At 61.4% G+C, this 18,200-nt stretch carries 14 protein-coding genes; 1 reads left to right on the top strand and 13 read right to left on the bottom strand.

Features of this window, described 5'->3' with window-relative positions:
- Positions 1–201 (top strand): hypothetical protein (locus tag ACIIOY_RS26025; protein ID WP_411037578.1); only part of this gene is annotated, 201 nt, incomplete at its 5' end.
- A 205-nt stretch (positions 202–406) separates the two neighbouring features.
- Here the strand turns inward: ACIIOY_RS26025 and brxL are convergent.
- The 13 genes from brxL to ACIIOY_RS25960 all read right to left on the bottom strand — a co-directional run.
- The gene (gene brxL / locus ACIIOY_RS26020; RefSeq protein WP_411037577.1) at positions 407–2,461 is read right to left on the bottom strand and encodes a BREX system Lon protease-like protein BrxL; all 2,055 of its coding nucleotides are present in this window, start codon (positions 2,459–2,461) and stop codon (positions 407–409) included.
- Positions 2,458–4,794 (bottom strand): BREX-1 system phosphatase PglZ type B, encoded by a 2,337-nt coding sequence (pglZ, locus tag ACIIOY_RS26015; RefSeq protein ID WP_411037576.1) that lies wholly within the window; start codon positions 4,792–4,794, stop codon positions 2,458–2,460. Before pglZ ends, brxL begins: the two co-directional genes overlap by 4 nt.
- Positions 4,791–8,324: an Eco57I restriction-modification methylase domain-containing protein gene (locus tag ACIIOY_RS26010; RefSeq protein ID WP_411037575.1), complete on the bottom strand. Its 3,534-nt coding sequence runs from the start codon at positions 8,322–8,324 to the stop codon at positions 4,791–4,793. Before ACIIOY_RS26010 ends, pglZ begins: the two co-directional genes overlap by 4 nt.
- Positions 8,325–8,336: 12 nt before the next feature.
- Entirely contained in the window at positions 8,337–11,786 is a 3,450-nt protein-coding gene (gene brxC / locus ACIIOY_RS26005) for a BREX system P-loop protein BrxC (RefSeq protein ID WP_411037574.1), read from the bottom strand.
- Positions 11,783–12,346 (bottom strand): BREX protein BrxB domain-containing protein, encoded by a 564-nt coding sequence (locus tag ACIIOY_RS26000; RefSeq protein ID WP_411037573.1) that lies wholly within the window; start codon positions 12,344–12,346, stop codon positions 11,783–11,785. Before ACIIOY_RS26000 ends, brxC begins: the two co-directional genes overlap by 4 nt.
- Before the next feature lie 2 nt (positions 12,347–12,348).
- Entirely contained in the window at positions 12,349–13,044 is a 696-nt protein-coding gene (locus ACIIOY_RS25995; RefSeq protein WP_411037572.1) for a hypothetical protein, read from the bottom strand.
- A gap of 341 nt (positions 13,045–13,385) precedes the next feature.
- The gene (locus ACIIOY_RS25990; protein WP_411037571.1) at positions 13,386–13,847 is read right to left on the bottom strand and encodes a helix-turn-helix transcriptional regulator; all 462 of its coding nucleotides are present in this window, start codon (positions 13,845–13,847) and stop codon (positions 13,386–13,388) included.
- Between the two features lie 497 nt (positions 13,848–14,344).
- Positions 14,345–15,079: an arsenical resistance protein ArsH gene (arsH, locus tag ACIIOY_RS25985; protein WP_425549987.1), complete on the bottom strand. Its 735-nt coding sequence runs from the start codon at positions 15,077–15,079 to the stop codon at positions 14,345–14,347.
- Positions 15,072–15,503 carry an arsenate reductase (glutaredoxin) gene (gene arsC, locus ACIIOY_RS25980; protein WP_345099420.1) on the bottom strand — a complete coding sequence of 144 codons (432 nt, stop codon included), beginning with the start codon at positions 15,501–15,503 and terminating at the stop codon, positions 15,072–15,074. Before arsC ends, arsH begins: the two co-directional genes overlap by 8 nt.
- A complete protein-coding gene (arsB, locus tag ACIIOY_RS25975) occupies positions 15,500–16,519 on the bottom strand; it encodes an ACR3 family arsenite efflux transporter (RefSeq protein ID WP_411037570.1) in 1,020 nt (339 codons plus the stop codon). Before arsB ends, arsC begins: the two co-directional genes overlap by 4 nt.
- Positions 16,516–16,839, bottom strand: coding sequence for an ArsR/SmtB family transcription factor (locus ACIIOY_RS25970; protein WP_345099418.1), 324 nt, complete (start codon positions 16,837–16,839; stop codon positions 16,516–16,518). Before ACIIOY_RS25970 ends, arsB begins: the two co-directional genes overlap by 4 nt.
- Positions 16,840–16,941: 102 nt before the next feature.
- Positions 16,942–17,331, bottom strand: coding sequence for a hypothetical protein (locus ACIIOY_RS25965; RefSeq protein ID WP_411037569.1), 390 nt, complete (start codon positions 17,329–17,331; stop codon positions 16,942–16,944).
- A partial coding sequence (locus ACIIOY_RS25960; protein WP_411037568.1) for a recombinase family protein occupies positions 17,328–18,200 on the bottom strand: 873 nt, incomplete at its 5' end. The genes ACIIOY_RS25965 and ACIIOY_RS25960, both read right to left, overlap by 4 nt.

Here is an 18,200-nt window from a genome sequence, read left to right as displayed (position 1 = left end):
CGCTACGGCGCCATCGCACTCGCGGTGTTACTGTTCCTGCTCTCACTCCGGCGCTCCGGCGAGCGTGCGGGACGGCTCGCCGAACGCCTCGAAACCTCGGAGAAGGTCAATGACGTCCAACGCCAGATGCTCGATGCGGCAGCTCGGCGTCCTCGCGATCGCGACGATCTCGCTGACCGCCTGCGCAACGGCCACTTCTGAACCTCGCATGGCCACCGTCTGTCCACCGGTTGTCGAGTATAGCCGCGAGTTCCAGGCACGCGCAGCCGACGAGCTCGATCTGTTGCCAGAGGGGTCGGCTATCGCCGAAATGCTCGCCGACTATAGCGTCATGCGGGATCCGGCTCGGGCGTGCGGACGTGTAAATCCTCGGCACTCACCCGCTGATTGATGGACGCGCCTTTGACTATTCATCAAGAGCCTTAAAAACGGCATCGGGGCCATCTTTGTAGAATTCAATGCTGATTTTAGTCCAAAGCTCATCCGGCAAATCATTGAGCTGGCGCCTAGCAGAAACCGGCATGAGCAACGTCTCAGCTTGCTTATCGATAGCGAGTTCCGCGATGCTGACCGCGTTGGGTATCATCTCGATCGATCCGCCGAGATTAAGTGCTCCGACTACGATTGTACCTCCGCGCGTGTTTCTCCCGAGTAAACCACCACAGAGCGCAACAAGAATGGGCACGCCCAAGCCCGCACCGGACTTATCCGCATCCATCGGCCGCATCTGAATTGAGAACTCCTCTTCGCGCGGATTTCGGTCTCCGACTAATTCCTTCGCTCGAGTGTATAGGTTCTGCTCGCCAACGCGGACGCTCTCCCGAAAGGCCGGTGGGGTCGGCTGGTTTAAAATCTTAACTCCTCCGCCAGGGCCGCAGGTCACCTCAATTCTATACAATCCCGGGCCCGTTTCGCCCGTGCCAAGGCTGACGCCCCACACTTGACCGGGAGGTAATGGGTCACTCTCGATCGCCTCGTCGCTGTGAAGCTCTGGTGTCGAGACGAATTGTTCGACCCCGTCAGCTCCCAGAATGTAGCTGAAGTGGGTGTTGCGAAACTCACTTTTGAAAACGCGTCGTTGCTGCTCTTTCACACGCCGACGGGATTCCAATGCAAGGCGGACAATCCATTCGAGATCCTCGTCTGATACTGGCATATCCGGATCTGGAAAAAGCAGCTTTATCAAGCCACTGACGGTCTTGTTGACGGCCTCGATGTCACGGCCGCTAAGCGCGCCACCGAGATGGACGCGCCCCTGCATCGCGGCAACACGATTACCGTTTCTCAGACGGCTCCAGCATTCGCTGAGGAAATCGCTCACGAGTCCGAAGTGATCCGTCAGATGCTCGTTTGGGCTGAGCTTGGGATAGTCCCAGCCCGGGGCATAAGCGTGGATTCGGTCCATGAAAGCAGTATCGTCGCGCATCTCCGGAGGAAGCGGGCTGAGCAGGTGGCCGATTCGTTGCTGCTGCTCCAGATCGACGTCCAGGTTGCCCACCATCACGATGCTTCCCTCGGCGCGGATATTCTCTTTGCCGCGGCTGAACTGTCCGGAAGCCATATAGCCTTTCATGATGTTGACGCCGTCCTTCTGGTCGAAGGAAATGCCGGACACCTCATCGAAGCAGACGACATCGTACTGGCAGACCAGACCTCTTTGTCCGTTCGCATTATTCACGAACATCTTGGCGACAGTAGCCTTACCGCCCGAAATCAAATGTGCGTATGGTGAGATCTGTTGGAAAAGATGGCTCTTCCCGGTTCCGCGCGGACCGAGCTCCACGAGATTATAGTTTCGCTCGACGAACGGGATCATTCGCAGCAAGACAACTCGTTTGGCCCGTTCACTGAAAGTGCTTGCTTCAAGCCCGATAGAGCGCAGCAGAAAGTCAATCCATTCGGTAGTGCTGAAGCTGCCACGTGCTTTTGCGTATATGTCGAGTACATCAGACTTCGACATCTGGATCGGGCGAAGAGAATCTACCTTGAACGGTCTTCCGCCCTTTTCTTGAGCGATGATGCCGTCGTAGGTCAGCGTAACCTCGGCATAAAAGCCGTCGGTCAGCATTCGCTCATTTTCGCGCACAAGCTGATCGTCGATGCGAACATCCCTCAGAGCCAGGCTGGGCAACTCCGCGACATAGCAGTCGTTCTTCGCATCGAGCCGCGCGCGAACGATATCAATAATCCTGACTGAACCTGTTTCCTTCGCGCGCGCCTTGAACAGCTCTTCCTCGCCGGTGCGAACAGTTCGGTCCTTCAGCTGCTTTTCTACAATCTGAAGGCCTTCGGCGATCTCGCTCTCGTTTACACTGGCGCAGTAGCGCCCTAAAAGGAATTCGACGACGTACGTCGGGACCGGATACTGTCGCGAGTATTTCCGGACAAGATCCTTTCGGACTAGGTATCCGTCGAAAACCGACGCGGCCAATTCATCTAGTTGGTCAAATTGCATGCTCATGTGTCTTCTCCGACCGTCGTCGGCATGTAGTCGAGCACCCGACCTGTCGAGTCGAATACCACGACCGACGCCGCTGCGCCCTCATGTTTGTCATCCGCGACAGCTAGGCTCGCTTCGCCGTTTGTTGCGAGTTCTTTTATAGAAGCGACAATGCTTGACGCCGCTTGCTTCCAGTTGAGCCGGAGGTCGACCATCAATCCGTTAGCGTTGGTGCTGACAGCCACTCGACACCGCATTCCGCGCCAAGACACCTCGGTGATTGACGCTGATACGGTCTCTTCACCACGCTCAACGATCAGGTCAGGGATCACGCACTCTTGAAGGCTCACACCACCATGAGCGTACTCGGTGTTCGCCACAAACGCCCCGATCCCGGGCGGCGAGGCTATGCGAAGGATTGGGTTCCAGTACCAAGGATAGGTTGGAATCGCGGGCGTCGAGCCACCCTTGACAGCAGCGCAGCGGGCCCATTTGGTCGCCACGAGATGGGGTGACAATTCCACTTTGGGTAGGCCGCCCGGAAGCAAGAGCCAGCCGTGATCAGTTACCACCCGGACTCTGCTCCAGCCGGCGCTGAGGAGAGCGGCTATGCGTTCTACGAGGACATCGACCTCTGGGTCGATCTGACGCACCAGGAGCGCGTCGAGCGAATGGCCAAGCGCATCCAGCTTGCCTGCCTCTGTCCAACCACCGCCTTCGCCGCCGGTTGCCATGGCCGACTGATCTGTGCTCAAGACTTCGACGTCTGCTCGTGCCATCGCATCGCGTAGCCGCGAGGCATTCGCGACCTGCCCGCTTGATGCGATCGCCGGCGCGAAGTCCTCGGCGTCGGTTTTGCCTGTGCACACTGCATGCGCTGGTGACGCGACAGGTTTCGCGGTGGCCGTCACGGTAGGTATCGGAGCGATGCGGTGCGACATGCGCACGCGAAAACCCTGCGCCTCGAGGCGCTCATGAAGGATTGCTCCGACGTCGAAGCGGAGACCATCTGCAAAGAGCACGCATGTATCTCGCTCGGCCGTCACCGGGGAGGTCAGCTTTGCCGGGTCTATGCCGGGCGCAGACATCAGTTCCTGAAAGCGGCGAGCGGAACGGTCGAGCCAAGGCTCATAGAGTGCGCGCGCCACCTTGGTGATCAATCCGTTCGTGGCCCCCGATTTCGTGGCGGCCAAAGCCTCCATGGCTGCCTGGTCGCAGCGCCATCCGCTCGTGGCGTAGTCTGCCGCCATGGCTTCGACCGTCACGCCGCCAAGGGTCGTCTTCGCCGCTGCCGCAAGCCGTCCGAGCGGTTCGAGCGCTACGGCGTACGGGCTCTCGCCAAGCTGCGCCCAGACCCAGCCCCTCCGCTCCTTATGTTCTTTGTCGAGAGCGACGACCTTTTCGCAAGCTTGCGCATGCGGCATCGACAGGACCGCTTCCAGCGCCTTGCAGAGCTTGTCCTCCATTTCCTCGTTGAGGCCCGGCCGGCGGGAGTGGTCAGCCAAGCCGAGGAGATCGCGGGGGCGGGCCTGGCGCAGAGCGCTGGAGACGCCGGGGTAAAGCTTGGGCGCGTCGCAGAAGCGCTTCCAGACCTCATCCCACTTCCCGCCGCCATGCAGCAGCGCATCGGCTGCGGCTTGCGTTCCGTCGGCATCGGGATCGAAGCCGAACTGCCGGGCGCACACGTCGCGGAAGGTGGCCCAGCGGCCGGCGTCCGAGCGGGACTGGAACGCGTCGGCGTCGCTGAGCCAGGTCAGCAGATCACGAACGGGATCGCCAATGGCTAGGCGATCGAAATCATCTGCCTCGAGACGACGGCCGCGGAGGCCCGCCAGCGGTTCCGTTGCCAGCAGTGGCAGGGAGCGCAGCATCGCCTCGCGCGTGCGGGCGTCGCGCGCCACATCCAGCGCGAGGCCATCGTCGGACATCAGGAAAGCGTCCACGGTCCAGTCGCGGCCATTCCGCTGATGCCAGACGGCGCCGCGGTACTGGAGTTCGATCAGCGGTTGCAGCTCCGGCGGACAGTCGCCTGCCGCCCGCAGGTCCTGCCGGCCGACTCTCGGCAGGTAGAAGATCGGAACAACGCCCTCGGGCGGAGACACGTCTGGCAGGGTCCGGTCGACGATGCACCGCAGCCAGATCACCGGGCCGTGGCGGTCGTCCGGCGCGTAGGTCCCGAGTACGTAGAGCTGCGGCAACGCCTTCTGGAGCGTGGGCATGAGCGGTGCCCATTGGCCGTCGGCATCGGTCCACAGCAGCGCCACCGGCGGCGCAACGCCGTCTGCCGAACGCAGGGCCTGCTTCAGGGAGCCTTCGATGGCGTCGACCAACGTGGTGGGCGGGGAGGAGGTCACGACGCGCCTCCGGACTTCGCGCGGCGACGGTCGCGGGCGGCCTGCTTCACTGCACGGGTGTAGTGCAGGTCGTTCCAACGGTTGCCGTCGAACTTGTCGCGGCCGGCGAAGTCGGCGCTGGTCTCGTCCCAGCCCCAGAACCAGGGGTAGTCGTCCTTGTCGCGGGTCGGTTCCTTGCCGCGGTCCTTGTCCCACTTGATCTTCGGGGTGGAGCGCAGGATGCAGGCGCCCTTGGCCTTGGCGCCAAGGGGGCCTGCCGTCATGAACGGACGGATGTTCATCCGCACGCCGTCGTTGATGTCCGGATCCCAGCCGATCGGCTGCTCGTGCAGCGGCTTCCAGCGCACGAAGATGTCGTAGGGTGGCTCGCCCTCGAGGATCTTAATCAGCTCATCCCGAAGATGCTCGGCATGGGCCAGGCGGGCGTCGGCGCCTTCCTCGCCGGCCTTCTGATCGGCGCGCTGCCGGTCGATCCAGTCGCCGAGATAGGAGTAGATCAGCTTCTCGAGCGTCCGCCGGCCTTCCCCGTTCGGTGCGGTCAGGCGGTGGTAGTTGACCAGCGCATGAAAGCCGTCGCGTCGGCCGTCCCAGATATGCCAGATGAAGGGCCGCTGCTGGAACAGGGTGCAGTGCTGCTCGAAGAAGCCGTCTCGCAGCCAGTCGTCGAGGGTTTTGCCTTGAAAGCCAACGTCGCCAAGCATCCGTGAGAGCTTGGCTGCTGACCAGTCTGCACCGAATGCTTTAGAAAGAAGACCGGTCAACCGCTCACCTGCCGGCGCTTCTCCCCTCACGGCCGTTAAACAAACAATTCCATCCTCGTCGACCCCTTCAGCGAGTGCCTCAGACCCTTCAACGACAAGGTCTGCTATTGTTGCGCCGGATTCTCTAGGCCAAACATAGCCAAGTAGTTTTGCAATTGCAGTGTGTAGCGGATTGTAGGACTCGTCGGGCCGACCACTGAAGATCCACAAGCTTGGATCTCCCGTTTTCGGCTTTTGGTTTCCTGCTTCGGTATTCGGATCCACAACCTTTCGCCACTTTGCGATATCGAAGGCGGCAAAAGCGATGCTTTTTCGCGCAATCGCAACCTTCTGATCAAGGGCCCGGACGTTCCTTAGGAACTCTTCGGACTTTGCGTATTCCCAAAGTGCTGCTAAATCTCTGGGGTTCTTGGGAATTAGTACGAATGCGCCGTGCGTGAATATGCCCCCCATATAAAGCGAGGCGCGCAAATCGCCCATGCAGCTGATGGAAACACCTCGCTTTCCCCATGCTGCCTCGCCCTTGATCCAGCTAGTAACGATTTCACTGTCGAGCCGCTCTCGAACGAAGTCGATTAGTTGCCCATTTCCCTTCTCCCATAGAATTACGTTCTTCTTTCCACCGTAAGGGTCATCCTCGCGAGACGCGTCCTCCTGCAGCTCCCAGCCGCCGTCTATGCGAGGAATCTCCCAGAATGATCTCCCAAACCTTGGGTAATCACCCGTATGAAGGCCCTCGAAGACATCGGCGACATCCTGAATTTTCCCGAAGTTTAAGTCGATTTCGGCGAGTACAACTTTGCTCTCAGGATTGCGCAGCTGAGCGAGCTGGTTCACGACAGAAAAATCCGCGAACCTAAGTGCCTCCGCCTTAGCCATGGCCGACGCTTGCCCGCTGAGGTCGATTCCTCCGAATTTCGTAGACCCGTGTGGGCGACTTGCGGATTGGATCAATAGGATAGCTTTAACTACCTCCCCAGAAATCGCATCAAACGCTCCGCTGCCCAATTGGGCGAGTGAGTTCCACGCCCATCCTTTGAGAGATTTCTCGCGAAACTTTCTATAAGACGTCAAGAACATCCAATTCTGCGGAAAGACCGCAGCAAGCGAGCCTGAAGCGCCTAAAAATCTCCAGCACCGTTCATTGAAAACGGTAGCCAGATCGTTCTTGGCGTCCTTGTGGTTTGCGAGTGAAAACGCCTTCAGCTCTTGATCTTGCTGACCGCGTCCCAAATACGGCACATTGGTTACGACGAGGCAGTACTTGCCTGAGAGGAGCTGTGCAGCTCTAGCCATACCTTGGGCAGACACGGCCATCTCGCGTGCTTCATCAGTGTTTGCTGCCTGCAATATTGATCCAATTAGGGGCTCAAGTCGGTCAAAGCCTTCTTTGAATATGTCGCCACCGGCACGGCGCGGATCAATAAGACTTCCAAGCCAGGGCGCTTTGGCGAAAAGATCATAGAGCGCCTCAAGCCCGTTCTTGACGCGCTCTTCCAGACCGTGCGTCAGCAGGTTGTCTTCCACCCCCAACAGATCACGCTTCGCCCCCGGATCAGCGGCCGCGACCGCCTTCTCGGCGAGCTTCAGCCACTCGGCCTTGGTGACGCCGATGGCGAGACCGGAGCAGGCGAGGTTTAGCTGCGGAAGCGGATGGAACCCCGTCCGCCGCCACGCCGCAAAGGCCAGGTTGAAGGCCGCGATCTGGGTGCAGCGCGGGTCGATCTCCAGTCCGAACAGGTTGTCGCGCAGCACGGCATCGATGGCGGCGCGCTCGGCCAGCCCCTCTTCCGCCATGCGGAAGGCCACGAGGATCGGAAGGGCAAAGACGAGGAAATGCCCCGATCCCATGCAGGGGTCGAGCACGGTCAGATCCTTCGCCGCCTTCGGCCACCCGTCGAACGTGCCCGCCGCCGGCCGCCAGGGCCCCTCGGCGCCATCCTCGCCGGTCTCCCGCACGAAACGCAGGTAGCCCCACTCGATATCACCGACCTTGCAGGCCGCGCGCAGTTCGTCCTCGCTCGAGGCCGATGCCGCGAGTGCGGGATTGCCTGCGAGCACCTTGCCTGCCCACCAGGCGCCGAGCGTGTTGTGGAGCAGGAAGAGGACCATGTAGTCCTCGGTGAAGAGCTGGGTGACGGCGGGAAGTTCGTCGGCGCCAATCTTTACCTCGGACTTGTTGACCGCCTCCTTTTTGTCGGCCTGCCAGAACTGGTAGACCCAGCCGAGGCTGTCGTCGGCCTCGAACACCGCCTTGGGCAGCCCCTTCAGCCGGTCCTCCATCTCCGACCGGGTTTCCGGGGGGAGAGAGATCTGCAGCACCGGGTCGTCCTTGCGGAAGATCTGCGGCAGCATGCGTTCCGCGTAGTCGCTCGCGAGCGGCAGCCAGTCGGTCGCCTTCTCGCGCGCCAGCTCCTGCACCTCGTCGAGGGTGATGGCGACCCCGGAGTCTGGCTCGATCAGCAGGTCCGTCTCGGCCAGGAAGCGGGCGAAGAGCATCCGGTGCCAGTGCTCGTAGGCGCATTCCTGAACCAGGCGCGCTGTCTCCTGCATGCCGGTCTTGGCGTCGCGCTTGTCGCCCAGCTGCCGGCCGTGCGCTCGGAGGCGATTGCGGAGCGCGCGCTCGTCGGTCGACAGATGCTTGGGGCTTTCTGCATCGCCCACACCTAGCTGCGCCATAGCCTTGCGCGCGCCGGCCTCGGCGACCCGGCGCGCCTGCTTGACCGTCTTCTCGAGATCCTTCCGGAGAGTTCTGTCCAATGACGCCATTACACGAAATCCTCAGTTCACCAGCACAGGGCCGTCAGTAATCTTCGCGAGGAGAGTTGCCTTCTGCCGCTCGACCCAGGCTTCCACCTCGGCCGTGTCGCGCAGGGTCGAACGCTCTAGCGTCACGGTCTGGACCTTGGGTTCGAGCAGTCGTGCGGCCCTTTCGATCGCTTGGTTGACCCGGCCGGCGATCGCGTCGATTTCGGCCTGGATGCTGGCCAGCGGCTTGCGGTCCAGTGTGCCCGCCAGAGCCTCGTCGCTCGAAACGTCCGGCTTCGAAGGTGCGGTGAGCCCGACCGCCGACTTGATGGTGTCCTGATCTTCGGGCTTCAGCTTCGCCCACACGCTGTTAGAGGCCAACGAAGCAAGCGCGTCGGCAAAGGCCTTCTCATGAGAAGCGTGGCCTTTCTGGACCGCATCGCGAAGCAGGCCGGAAAGCGCCTGCCGGACGGTGTTCGCGGGATCAGCTGCTTCAAGCAGGAGACGCTGGGAGCGGATGGCCTCGATTTCATCCAGATGCTTTTTGGCCTCGGGCAAGCCGCCGGCGTGCTTCGCAAGGCGGCCCACAATATCCCAAGCGGGCAAGCGCTTTGCGATCAGGTCACGCGTTCCGGACCACTCCTTGATCCGCTGTTCCCATTCGGTCGCCTTGTCCGTGATGGCGACCAGCTGTTCATTCCCGACGAGCCGCTGGATATCCTCGATCTCTGTGGTGGCCGGTGCGGACGGCAGAGGTGCTTCACCGCCGGCTGCTTTCGCCAATGCGCTCAGACTTGAAAGAAATTCGCCGGCGCGAACAGCCTCTTCGCCGCTCTTGCAGGAAACGCCCAAGGCTTGGAACAGCTTTCGGAGAATGAGCCGGTCGCCAACCGAGAGCGTCGCGTGTTCGACGCGGAACTCTGCCTTGGCAATCTTGTTTTGGTCGAGCTGGCCGAGTGGAACAGCCTGCCCGTTCAGCGTAGCAGTTATGTGCTGAAGGCGATGAAGCGCGATCAACGCGGCATCGACTGCGTCACGTGGCCATCCGAAAGGTATCCCGCCAAGTGCCTTGCGAATATCGGAGCCGGTCTTGCCGGCTCCGATGGTGGAGATCACCTGCTGGCAGACAGCGTGCTTCTCCGTGGCGTCCGAGTGCCCCGTTGGCTGGAAAGGGTGATCCGCGCCTTCGCGAGCCCGCTTGATCACAGCCTCCCATGCGGCCGAGTCGGCATCCTTGAAGCGCGGGAACATCCGGACTAAAGAGGACTCTGTGGCGGTCTTGATCCGATCCTCGAGCGTGGTGAGGAGCACTTCGCTTCCACCACCCTGGAAAACCTTAGTGTTGGCTACGACTTCGCGAATTAAACGATCCCGATCTCCGACCGCGCGGGCGCGGCGACTTTCCATGCTCTGACGTGCTTCCTGCCCCTCTGCGGTCGTGGGATTGCCTTTGGCGTCCAAAGTCTGCTGAGTTGCGCCTGCTTCAACAATGAGCCGCCGTAGGTCCTCAGCGGACTGTCGGGGAATGAATACAAAAAGGACTGGGCTATCCGTTCCGGCGGCGCGAGCGGCGTCGACAACGTCTTTCTCCGAGCACGACCAGCCGTCGCGAATCCAGATCGGCACGCTGCTTCCATCGACCGCGGGGGCGGTCTGCTCACGATGGATCAGGAATTGGCGCGGCTCTTTCGCGGCGCCCTGGATCACCTTGATCGCGCGTACCGCTTTGTCGATCTCGCCGTATAGCTGTTGATCCCGCTTGAACTGGATCGCCGCGTCGTCATTGTTCAGCTTGGTCTGGCGGTTTCGAAACTCCCGGTCCCATTCGCTGCCTTCCCGGGTCTGGAGGCGGTACTCATCGCCAACCAGCATGAGAACGCCCTGATCGGAGAGCTTTTTGAGCGTCACCTCAACCTCAGACCTAAGCTTGCCGTTGTCGGCCGAGAGGTCGTCGATCAGCAGGTCCGCCAAATGCTCCTTTGTGGCTCGGACACCTATGTCGGCTCCGCCCTCTCGCTTCAGCTTGCCTATCAAGAATACCAATCCGCAGATCCGCTGCGCGAGTGCTCCCTCGGTGCGGCCAACGTGAATGATGCGCTCGTTGATCTCGCGTAGGAGAACACCGGTATTGACCATCTCCGGCGCCAGGGCCTCAAACAGCTCGTCTGCTGAAACAATGGATCCAAGAGGCCTTTCGGACACTTTGGCCACGGCGTCGTGGATAATCCGCAGCTGCGACCGCAGCTGGCTGCTGGTGCCCGCGGCGTCGATTTGCCGGAAACAGTTTTCCCAGAAGCGACGGCGAACTGGCAGGAGGGGGTAGTCGTCAACGATGACGGCGCGATCTTCGGCAATCTCGCCGATACGCGTGCCCTGCAACTGACGCGATACCTCTCCGGCATGCTTATCGAGCAGTGATCGGACATCCGCGACAGCGGATGGCTTCTTCTGAAGCAGGACCTTTCGTGTGACCGTTTCGACTTCCGCATCCGATAGGGGAACGCGGATTGTGAAGCGGTCCATAAGCTTCTGAAGCAAGGGAACATCAGTGAGAGCACTTTGCCCGGCACCGACGATGATCACGTGGCTGTCGAGCTGCTTTGAAACGGCTTCGGCAACCTCGGTGACAAGAACTGACCGGTCGTTCGATTCGCCGATGTATTGCTGTACCTCGTCGAGCACCAGCAACGTGCAGGGCAACCGACCGTCACGACCGGCAAGTTGAAGAATCTCTTTTGTCACGCGGAGGAATTCATCGGTCGTGATGTCCGAGTTCTGCGGCGGAAACTGCGCCTTCAGCAACTGCTTCGCTTCGGCCTCGCTTGAGGCGAACTGGCCGTCGCAAGCCATGACTGCCCGTGCGATCGGTCCACTGACATAGAGGTTGTTAAGCTCCCGCTCGAAAAACTTGCCGCCTGCTTCGATCTCCGCCTTCACCTTGTCAAATAGGCCCTGCGACCGGAGCCATAGGCAGAAGCGCGCTTGGGGATACTGCTCGGGCAGCCCAACGGCGCGAAGCAAGATCGCAAGGATGGTCAGACGGACATTATCGGTCGTGCCGCTAGGGAGCGCGCCAGCGGCGGCTATCAGACCGCCCGCCCGCTTGCCAGCTGTATCCAGTTCGCGCAGGAGGGCCCTCAGGTCTTCTGGGATAGAAGGGACCAAGCTTCGCGCCGTAGATCCATCGGGAAAGCGTGTATCCTGCCAGAGGTGGCAAAGCATCTTCAGAAGATGCGATTTACCACTTCCGAAAAAGCCACTGACCCACGCACCGCGCTGGCTCGTTTTCCCAAGATTATCCAGAAAGGAGCGGACAATCTTCTGGATCCCGTCGACATACTGTCCTTCGCAGACAAAGGTCTCCAATTCACCGCGCAATTCCGCCAGGGTTCGCTCATTGCGGTCGTCGGAGATGCGTGCCTGCCCCTGGTTGACAAGAGGGTGAACCGCTGGATCGCGTTGCAGAGTGTCCTTGATCTTCATGCGATCCCTCCTTCGCTATGCGCCGTGATTGGCACGGCGAGGTAGTTCCAGCCATCCCGAGCATCGAGCAGGCGATAGTTGTTGCGTTCGAATTGCCCAGGAAAAAACACCAGTAGACGTCCCCTGATATCGGCTTCGATCATTCTGAGCACTTGGGAAATGCGAGCGAGGCCAAACAACGAGCCGGTCCCGAAAACTGCAACGACCGTGTTGTCTGTCACTTCGGGGTGACACAGGGCCTTGCGGAGTCGTTCGGCCACATCCGCCGGGAACTCGGCTTCCAATTTGAGCTGAAGATCCTCAGGCGAGGCAAAGTATTCGTCTCGATAATCGTCTGCTGCCAGCCACTCGGCAAAAGCGCCTGCGAGATCGATTTCCCGCCAATCGTGCCCGGCCTCGCGTGTCGCTGTTTCGAAGGCAAGTTTCCGGGCGCGGAGCGTCCGTTCAAGCTCCTTATCATAGACCACCATCACGACCCGCTGGGCGCCCGCAACGGTACGTTGCCATGGCGTGCCGATATGACGACCATAGTGTTCGGCAAGGTCTTCAATTCTCGCCATGGTTAAATCCTTGCAGAATGTGGATCGAGCCGGGCCAAACTCAATTCGACAACGTCGCCAGCCATGCGCAGATCAATCAAGCCTATCCGCTTGGCTTCTAGCGCCAGCTGACGGGCTTGTGGCGGATCAGTGTCGAGGACGCGAAGCCAGGCACTGGAGAAGATCTCTGCACCTCTGAAGCCAGCCGCGTGAGAGAAGTAAATCGCATAGGCAACCGAGGCAGGCGTTGCGTCCACTAAGCGCCGCCTCTTGAAGGTACGACCTTCTAGATGACCAGCTTGCGTCCACGTGCTCGCGGCGTTCCGGCATACCTTGCCGAGAGTGCCTTCGTTCAGTCGCCCGCCGACCACTGCCTGCAAGGCTGCTTTCATCGGGTCGCGACGGAACTCGGCATCAACCGGGAGGAAGATGATTGAAGGTGCGGTTGCCGCCAAAAGGGGATCTCTAGCGATAGAAATCAATACGCTGAGGAGTCGGCGCGCGTGTTGGTCTATATCCCAAAGTCTTCGGAGCACTCGAAACGCCGGAATCGATGGGTCGAGCCCGTACAATTCAGCCAGCCTTTGGTTTGATAGGCGGCGAGTTGCAGCGGTGGGCTTGGCTAAGCAGTTCCCTTCGATGATGGCGCTCGAATAATCTGACCGCTTTGCCTCGACAGGAGCCGCCGCGAGAACTTGCTCTATCTCCTCGAACATCATGGTTCGGCTTGAGTGCGTCCCCCTAGCGCCAAAACGAAACCCGACCTCGGCCGCGATCGCTGCTGACCCGCTGGATGGGAAGAATGAAAATCTCTGCTCAGTTGGGTCAGTCATTTTTTCGCCGGCAAGTTTGCCGGCTTAAACTGACAGAACAAGATATTGCTGTCAATCGGCATGATTCTTCGCCGGCAAACTTGCCGGCGAGCGCCTACGCGGGGGCTAGAGTAAGGGGTAAGGCCGCTCCAGCCTTCGTGAGACATCGGCCGAAGGGGGGCATTAGCGGCTCAGTCCGGAGCCTGGGACGCGGCCGAGCTGCAGCCGGCCGCGTCCTGGGGACTGCATCAGGAAGGAGCTTGGTGAGCGTGGCCGGAGCTTGAGGTGCTGGAGCGTACCATCGCCTGCTCGTATTCCTCGATGTCCGACAATCGATAGACCACCCGCCCGCCGAGTTTGACGAAGCGCGGGCCTTCGCCCGTCCAACGCCAACGCTCAAGAGTGCGAGGGCTGATGCGCCAGCGTACGGCCAGCTCCATTTGGTTGATGCACAATACATCCATTTTTGTCGCGTCCATCTTCGTGCCCCTTCGTTCTGGCAACTTTGACTGCGACATGACGAAGGCGTGGGCAGAAAACACTATCAAGGTAATACTGGCGTGAGCAGCGAAAATGGGGCGTTGCTTTGCCTCGTCTTGAATAGAGAAGTTCTGCGGTGGCGAAGTTTCACTCACGAATACGAGGACGTGCTGGCGCGATGTGGGGCATACTTCGAGCGAGTTTGTCGAAGAGCCCTTTCCCTCCGCCATTATCTTGTCGCGAACATGAGATGAGGCTCCCGCTGGGGGCCTTTTTCTTTTTGTTTCAAAGGCGTTTAGCCGATGCAGCCGAACCTCGGAGACTGGCGCCGGGTCCTATATCCGTCTCTGCACGGCCCTCCGTCTCTAACCGAGCGAACCTCGTCCAGCCCGGTTCGACTTCGCGAAAGCCAGCGTTTCCAACGGGTTTTACAGTTCGCGCGACAATGCATTCAGCGGGCGTTGTTCCGGTTGGCGTGGCCGCCGGGGAAACACGCAGTAGGCACATTCCGGGGAAGCCGTGCGCAGCCCGTCGTTATGCTGGGGATCAAGGACCCGATGGTTCTTTGACTTTCGATGACAAATGGCCGCTCCGTCAGTAGTCCAGCCTAATGTCGAGCGAGCCTTGGACCGATGAGGAGAACAGTCTGATCGTCGCGGATTACTTCGCGATGCTGGCCGACGACGTCTTTAGACGCCCGTACAGCAAGGGGAGCATCGCCGTACGCTCAGGTTGCGGCTGAGAGGTTCACCCGCTTAATGAGCGCGGCCGCCGTTTCCTTACGCTCGGAGTAGCGGTCGACGAGATACGCCTTCCGATCGCGCGTGAGCAGTGTGAACTTCACCAGCTCCTCCATGACATCCACGATCCGGTCGTAGAGTGGCGACGGGCGCATTCGTCCCGCATCATCGAATTCCTGAAACGCCTTGGGGATGGAGGACTGGTTGGGGATGGTCAGCATCCGCATCCAGCGCCCAAGAACCCGCATCTGATTCACCGCATTAAAGCTCTGCGAGCCCCCCGACACCTGCATCACCGCCAGCGTCTTGCCCTGCGTCGGTCGCACGGCGCCCTCGGACAGGGGGATCCAGTCGATCTGCGTCTTCATAAGGCCGGTCATCGCGCCGTGCCGCTCGGGGCTCGACCAGACCATGCCTTCGCACCAGGCCACCAGATCGCGCAGCTCCCGCACCTTCGGGTGGCTGGCATCGACCCCGTCGTCGACCAGCGGCAGGCCTGAGGGGTTGAAGAACCGGACCTCCGCCCCGAGCGCTGTGAGAATGCGACCGGCCTCCTCGGCCGACAGTCGGCTGAACGATCGCGCCCGGAGCGAGCCGTAGAGGATCAGGATACGGGGCGGATGCGTGCTGATGGCAGGCGACATCAGCCGGTCGTGGTCGATTGCGGCGAAACTCGTCTCGTCGAGCTGCGGTGTGGTCAGATCGGTCAGTGTGTCAGGCAATCCGGTTTCCCTCGGCGTCGATGATCAATTGACCGTCCTCCTTGGCGAGCGGACCCGGAGGGAGCGTCTCGAGCAGATCGAGGACAGTCTCGGACGGGCGGCAGAGCCTGACGCCCTTCGGCGTACAAACGATCGGGCGGTTCACGAGGATCGGGTGGCGCGTCATGGCGTCCAGCAATGCCTCGTCGGAGACGTCCGGCGCGGTGAGCCCCAACTCCTCGGCCGGGGAACGCTTGACCCGGAGTGCCTGGCGCACCGTGATCCCGGCGGCGGAGAACAGCGCCAGAAGCTGCGGGCGCGTCCAGCCCTCCTTCAGATAGTCGATTACGGTCGGCTCGTATCCAGCCGCCTGGATGATGCCGAGCACGTTGCGGGACGTGCCACAGTCGGGATTGTGGTGGATGACGACCGGGAAGGTACTCATGCAGGGAACCTCTCGCGTGTCCGGTTCGCAATGGCGACGAGGCTCAGCATCACCGGTACCTCGACCAGCACCCCCACCACGGTGGCCAGCGCCGCACCGGAGTTCAGTCCGAAAAGTCCGATCGCTACGGCGACCGCGAGCTCGAAGAAGTTCGACGTGCCGATCAGCGCGCAGGGCGCGGCGACCCGATGGGGCACGGCCCACAGCCAGGCCCATCCATATCCAAGGGCGAAGATGCCGTAGGACTGGATGACGATCGGGACTGCGATCAGCGCGATCAGCAGCGGTTGCGCGAGGATCACCGGCCCCTGGAAACCGAAGAGCAGCACCACGGTCACCAGCAGCCCGACCACCGAGGCCGGCTTGATCCGCGCCGTGAACGCGGTCACCGCGGCCTCGTCGCCTTTCGCGATCAGCGCCCGGCGCGTCAGGAGACCCGCAATCAGGGGAATGACGATGTAGAGGACGACCGACAGGATCAGCGTCTCCCACGGGACTCTGATGTCGGTCACGCCCAGAAGGAAGGCCACGATGGGGGCGAATGCCACGACCATGATCAGGTCGTTCACGGAGACCTGCACCAGCGTGTAGTTGGGATCGCCCTTCGTCAGCTGTGACCAGACAAAGACCATCGCCGTGCAGGGCGCCGCCCCTAGCAGGATCAGCCCGGCGATGTATTCCGGCGCGCGCTCCGGGTCGATCAGTCCGGCGAAGACGTGGTTGAAGAACAGCACTGCCAGCGCCGCCATGCTGAAGGGCTTGATTAGCCAGTTCACGGCAAGCGTGATCACGAGGCCCTTCGGGCGCTGTCCCACCGCCTTCAGCGAGCGCAGATCCACTGCGATCATCATCGGATAGACCATTGCCCAGATCAGGACGGCGACGACGAGGTTGACCGAGGCGACCTCCAGCGCGGCCAGCGCGCCGAAGAGCCCCGGCGCGAGGTTGCCAAGGACGAGCCCGGCCAGGATGCACAGCGCGACCCAGAGGGTCAGCCAACGTTCGAACAGGCTCATGAAATCTCCTTCTCGTCAGGCACGCAGCAGACCGCAGCGGATGGGGCGGTCAGCGTGCCGATAAAGTCGGCCAGCGGTTCCAGCGCGGCGGGGTTCAGCGCGTAGCAGATGCGCGGACCGGATATCTCGCCCGTGATGACCCCGGCAGCCTTCAGGATGCGCAGGTGCTCGGATACCGTGGACTGCGCTAGGCCGACAGCGCCCACGATGTCGCCGCCGATGCAGCCGGGCGTGACGAGCAGCAGCCGCAGGATGCGCAGTCTTGCCGGATGCGCGAGCGCCTTGGCCAGTTCAGCGATTTCGATGTCGGTATCCTGCATGAGCCATCCATCCGTTCGTTAATCGTCGATAGACGATTAACGGCTCGGGCGCAATCGCTTCTCGGTTTTCATGTTCACGAGGTTATTGTGATGGCGAGATCGCTAAGCCGCTTCGAAAACCATATCCATCTGCTCCGCCCAAGGCTGGTCGGCGACAGCGACAAGATCGTTCAACGACAGCGCCGGTGGCACGCGCCTGATGACGAGGTGTTCGAGCACCTCCGGCGACAGATAGGCGAGCCGCATCATTCGACTTACGAACCGGTCGGAGACCTTCTCGGCCGCAGCGATATCCTGAATGGTGGAAGCGGCACCGGATTCCAGCTGCCGCCGCCAGTTCCAAGCGCGGGCGATGGCGCGCAGCACATGAGGGTCTTGCGACCGGCCGTCCCGGACTGTCACCTCGTCGGGCGGGAGGATCTTCGGCCGCCCATTGCGTTTGCGGATCGTCAGGGGGATGACGACGCGGATGGTGTTCGTCGAGTCGGTCATGCGTGGGCCTCCGTCTGGCGGGTGGCCATCATGTCCCGCAGGACCGAGCCCAGCCCCTCATGGCGCAAATCGACGGCGATGCCGTCTTCGCCGACGGTCACCCGCTCGACCAGAAGCTGGACGATGCGGGTCTGCTCCGCCGGATAGAGCGCCGCCCAGAGCTGGTCGAACTCGCCGAAGGCCTGGACAACCGCCTTCTCATCGACGGCCGAGCTCTCTTCGCGAAGGGCCTTTATTGTCCGCGCCGCGATCTCGGGCGCGCGGATCATGCGGCGGATTTCGCCGACCACGGCGTCCTCGACCATGCCTGCGGGCAAGCGCAGCGGGCCCGAGGCGTCGCCGGTCGGGCGGTTTCGGATCAGGTCCATCGACGCATAGTAGCGGTAGAGGCGCGTGCCCTTCTTCGTCGCCGTCGGCGTCATCGCCGTGCCCGTCTCGGTGAAGATGATCCCCTTCAGCAGGGCTGGCGTCTGGCGGCGGGTGTTCTTCGCCCGCAGGCGCGGGCTCTCCTGCAGGATGCTGTGAACCTTGTCCCAGAGGGCCTGATCGATGATGGCTTCGTGCTCGCCGGGATAGGCCGTGCCCTTGTGCACGGCTTCCCCGAGGTAGACCCGGTTGTTGATTAGTTTGTAGAGGAAGCCCTTGTCGATCGGCTTGCCGCGCTTGTTCAGAACGCCCTCGGCCGCGAGCGCTTTCGCCAGCGTCGTGGCGGAGCCGATGGCGACGAAGCGCTCGAAGATCATCCGGACCGTCGCGGCCTCGGCCTCGTTGACCACGAGCTTGCGGTCGCGTACGTCGTAGCCCAGCGGGACGTGACCGCCCATCCACATGCCGCGCTTGCGGGATGCCGCGACCTTGTCGCGGATGCG

Source organism: Shinella agrisoli, assembly GCF_046557955.1.
In the GTDB taxonomy this organism is placed as follows: Bacteria; Pseudomonadota; Alphaproteobacteria; order Rhizobiales; family Rhizobiaceae; genus Shinella.
The sequence above is the reverse complement of the archived record's forward strand: the minus strand, read 5'-3'. Positions and strand labels throughout refer to the sequence as shown.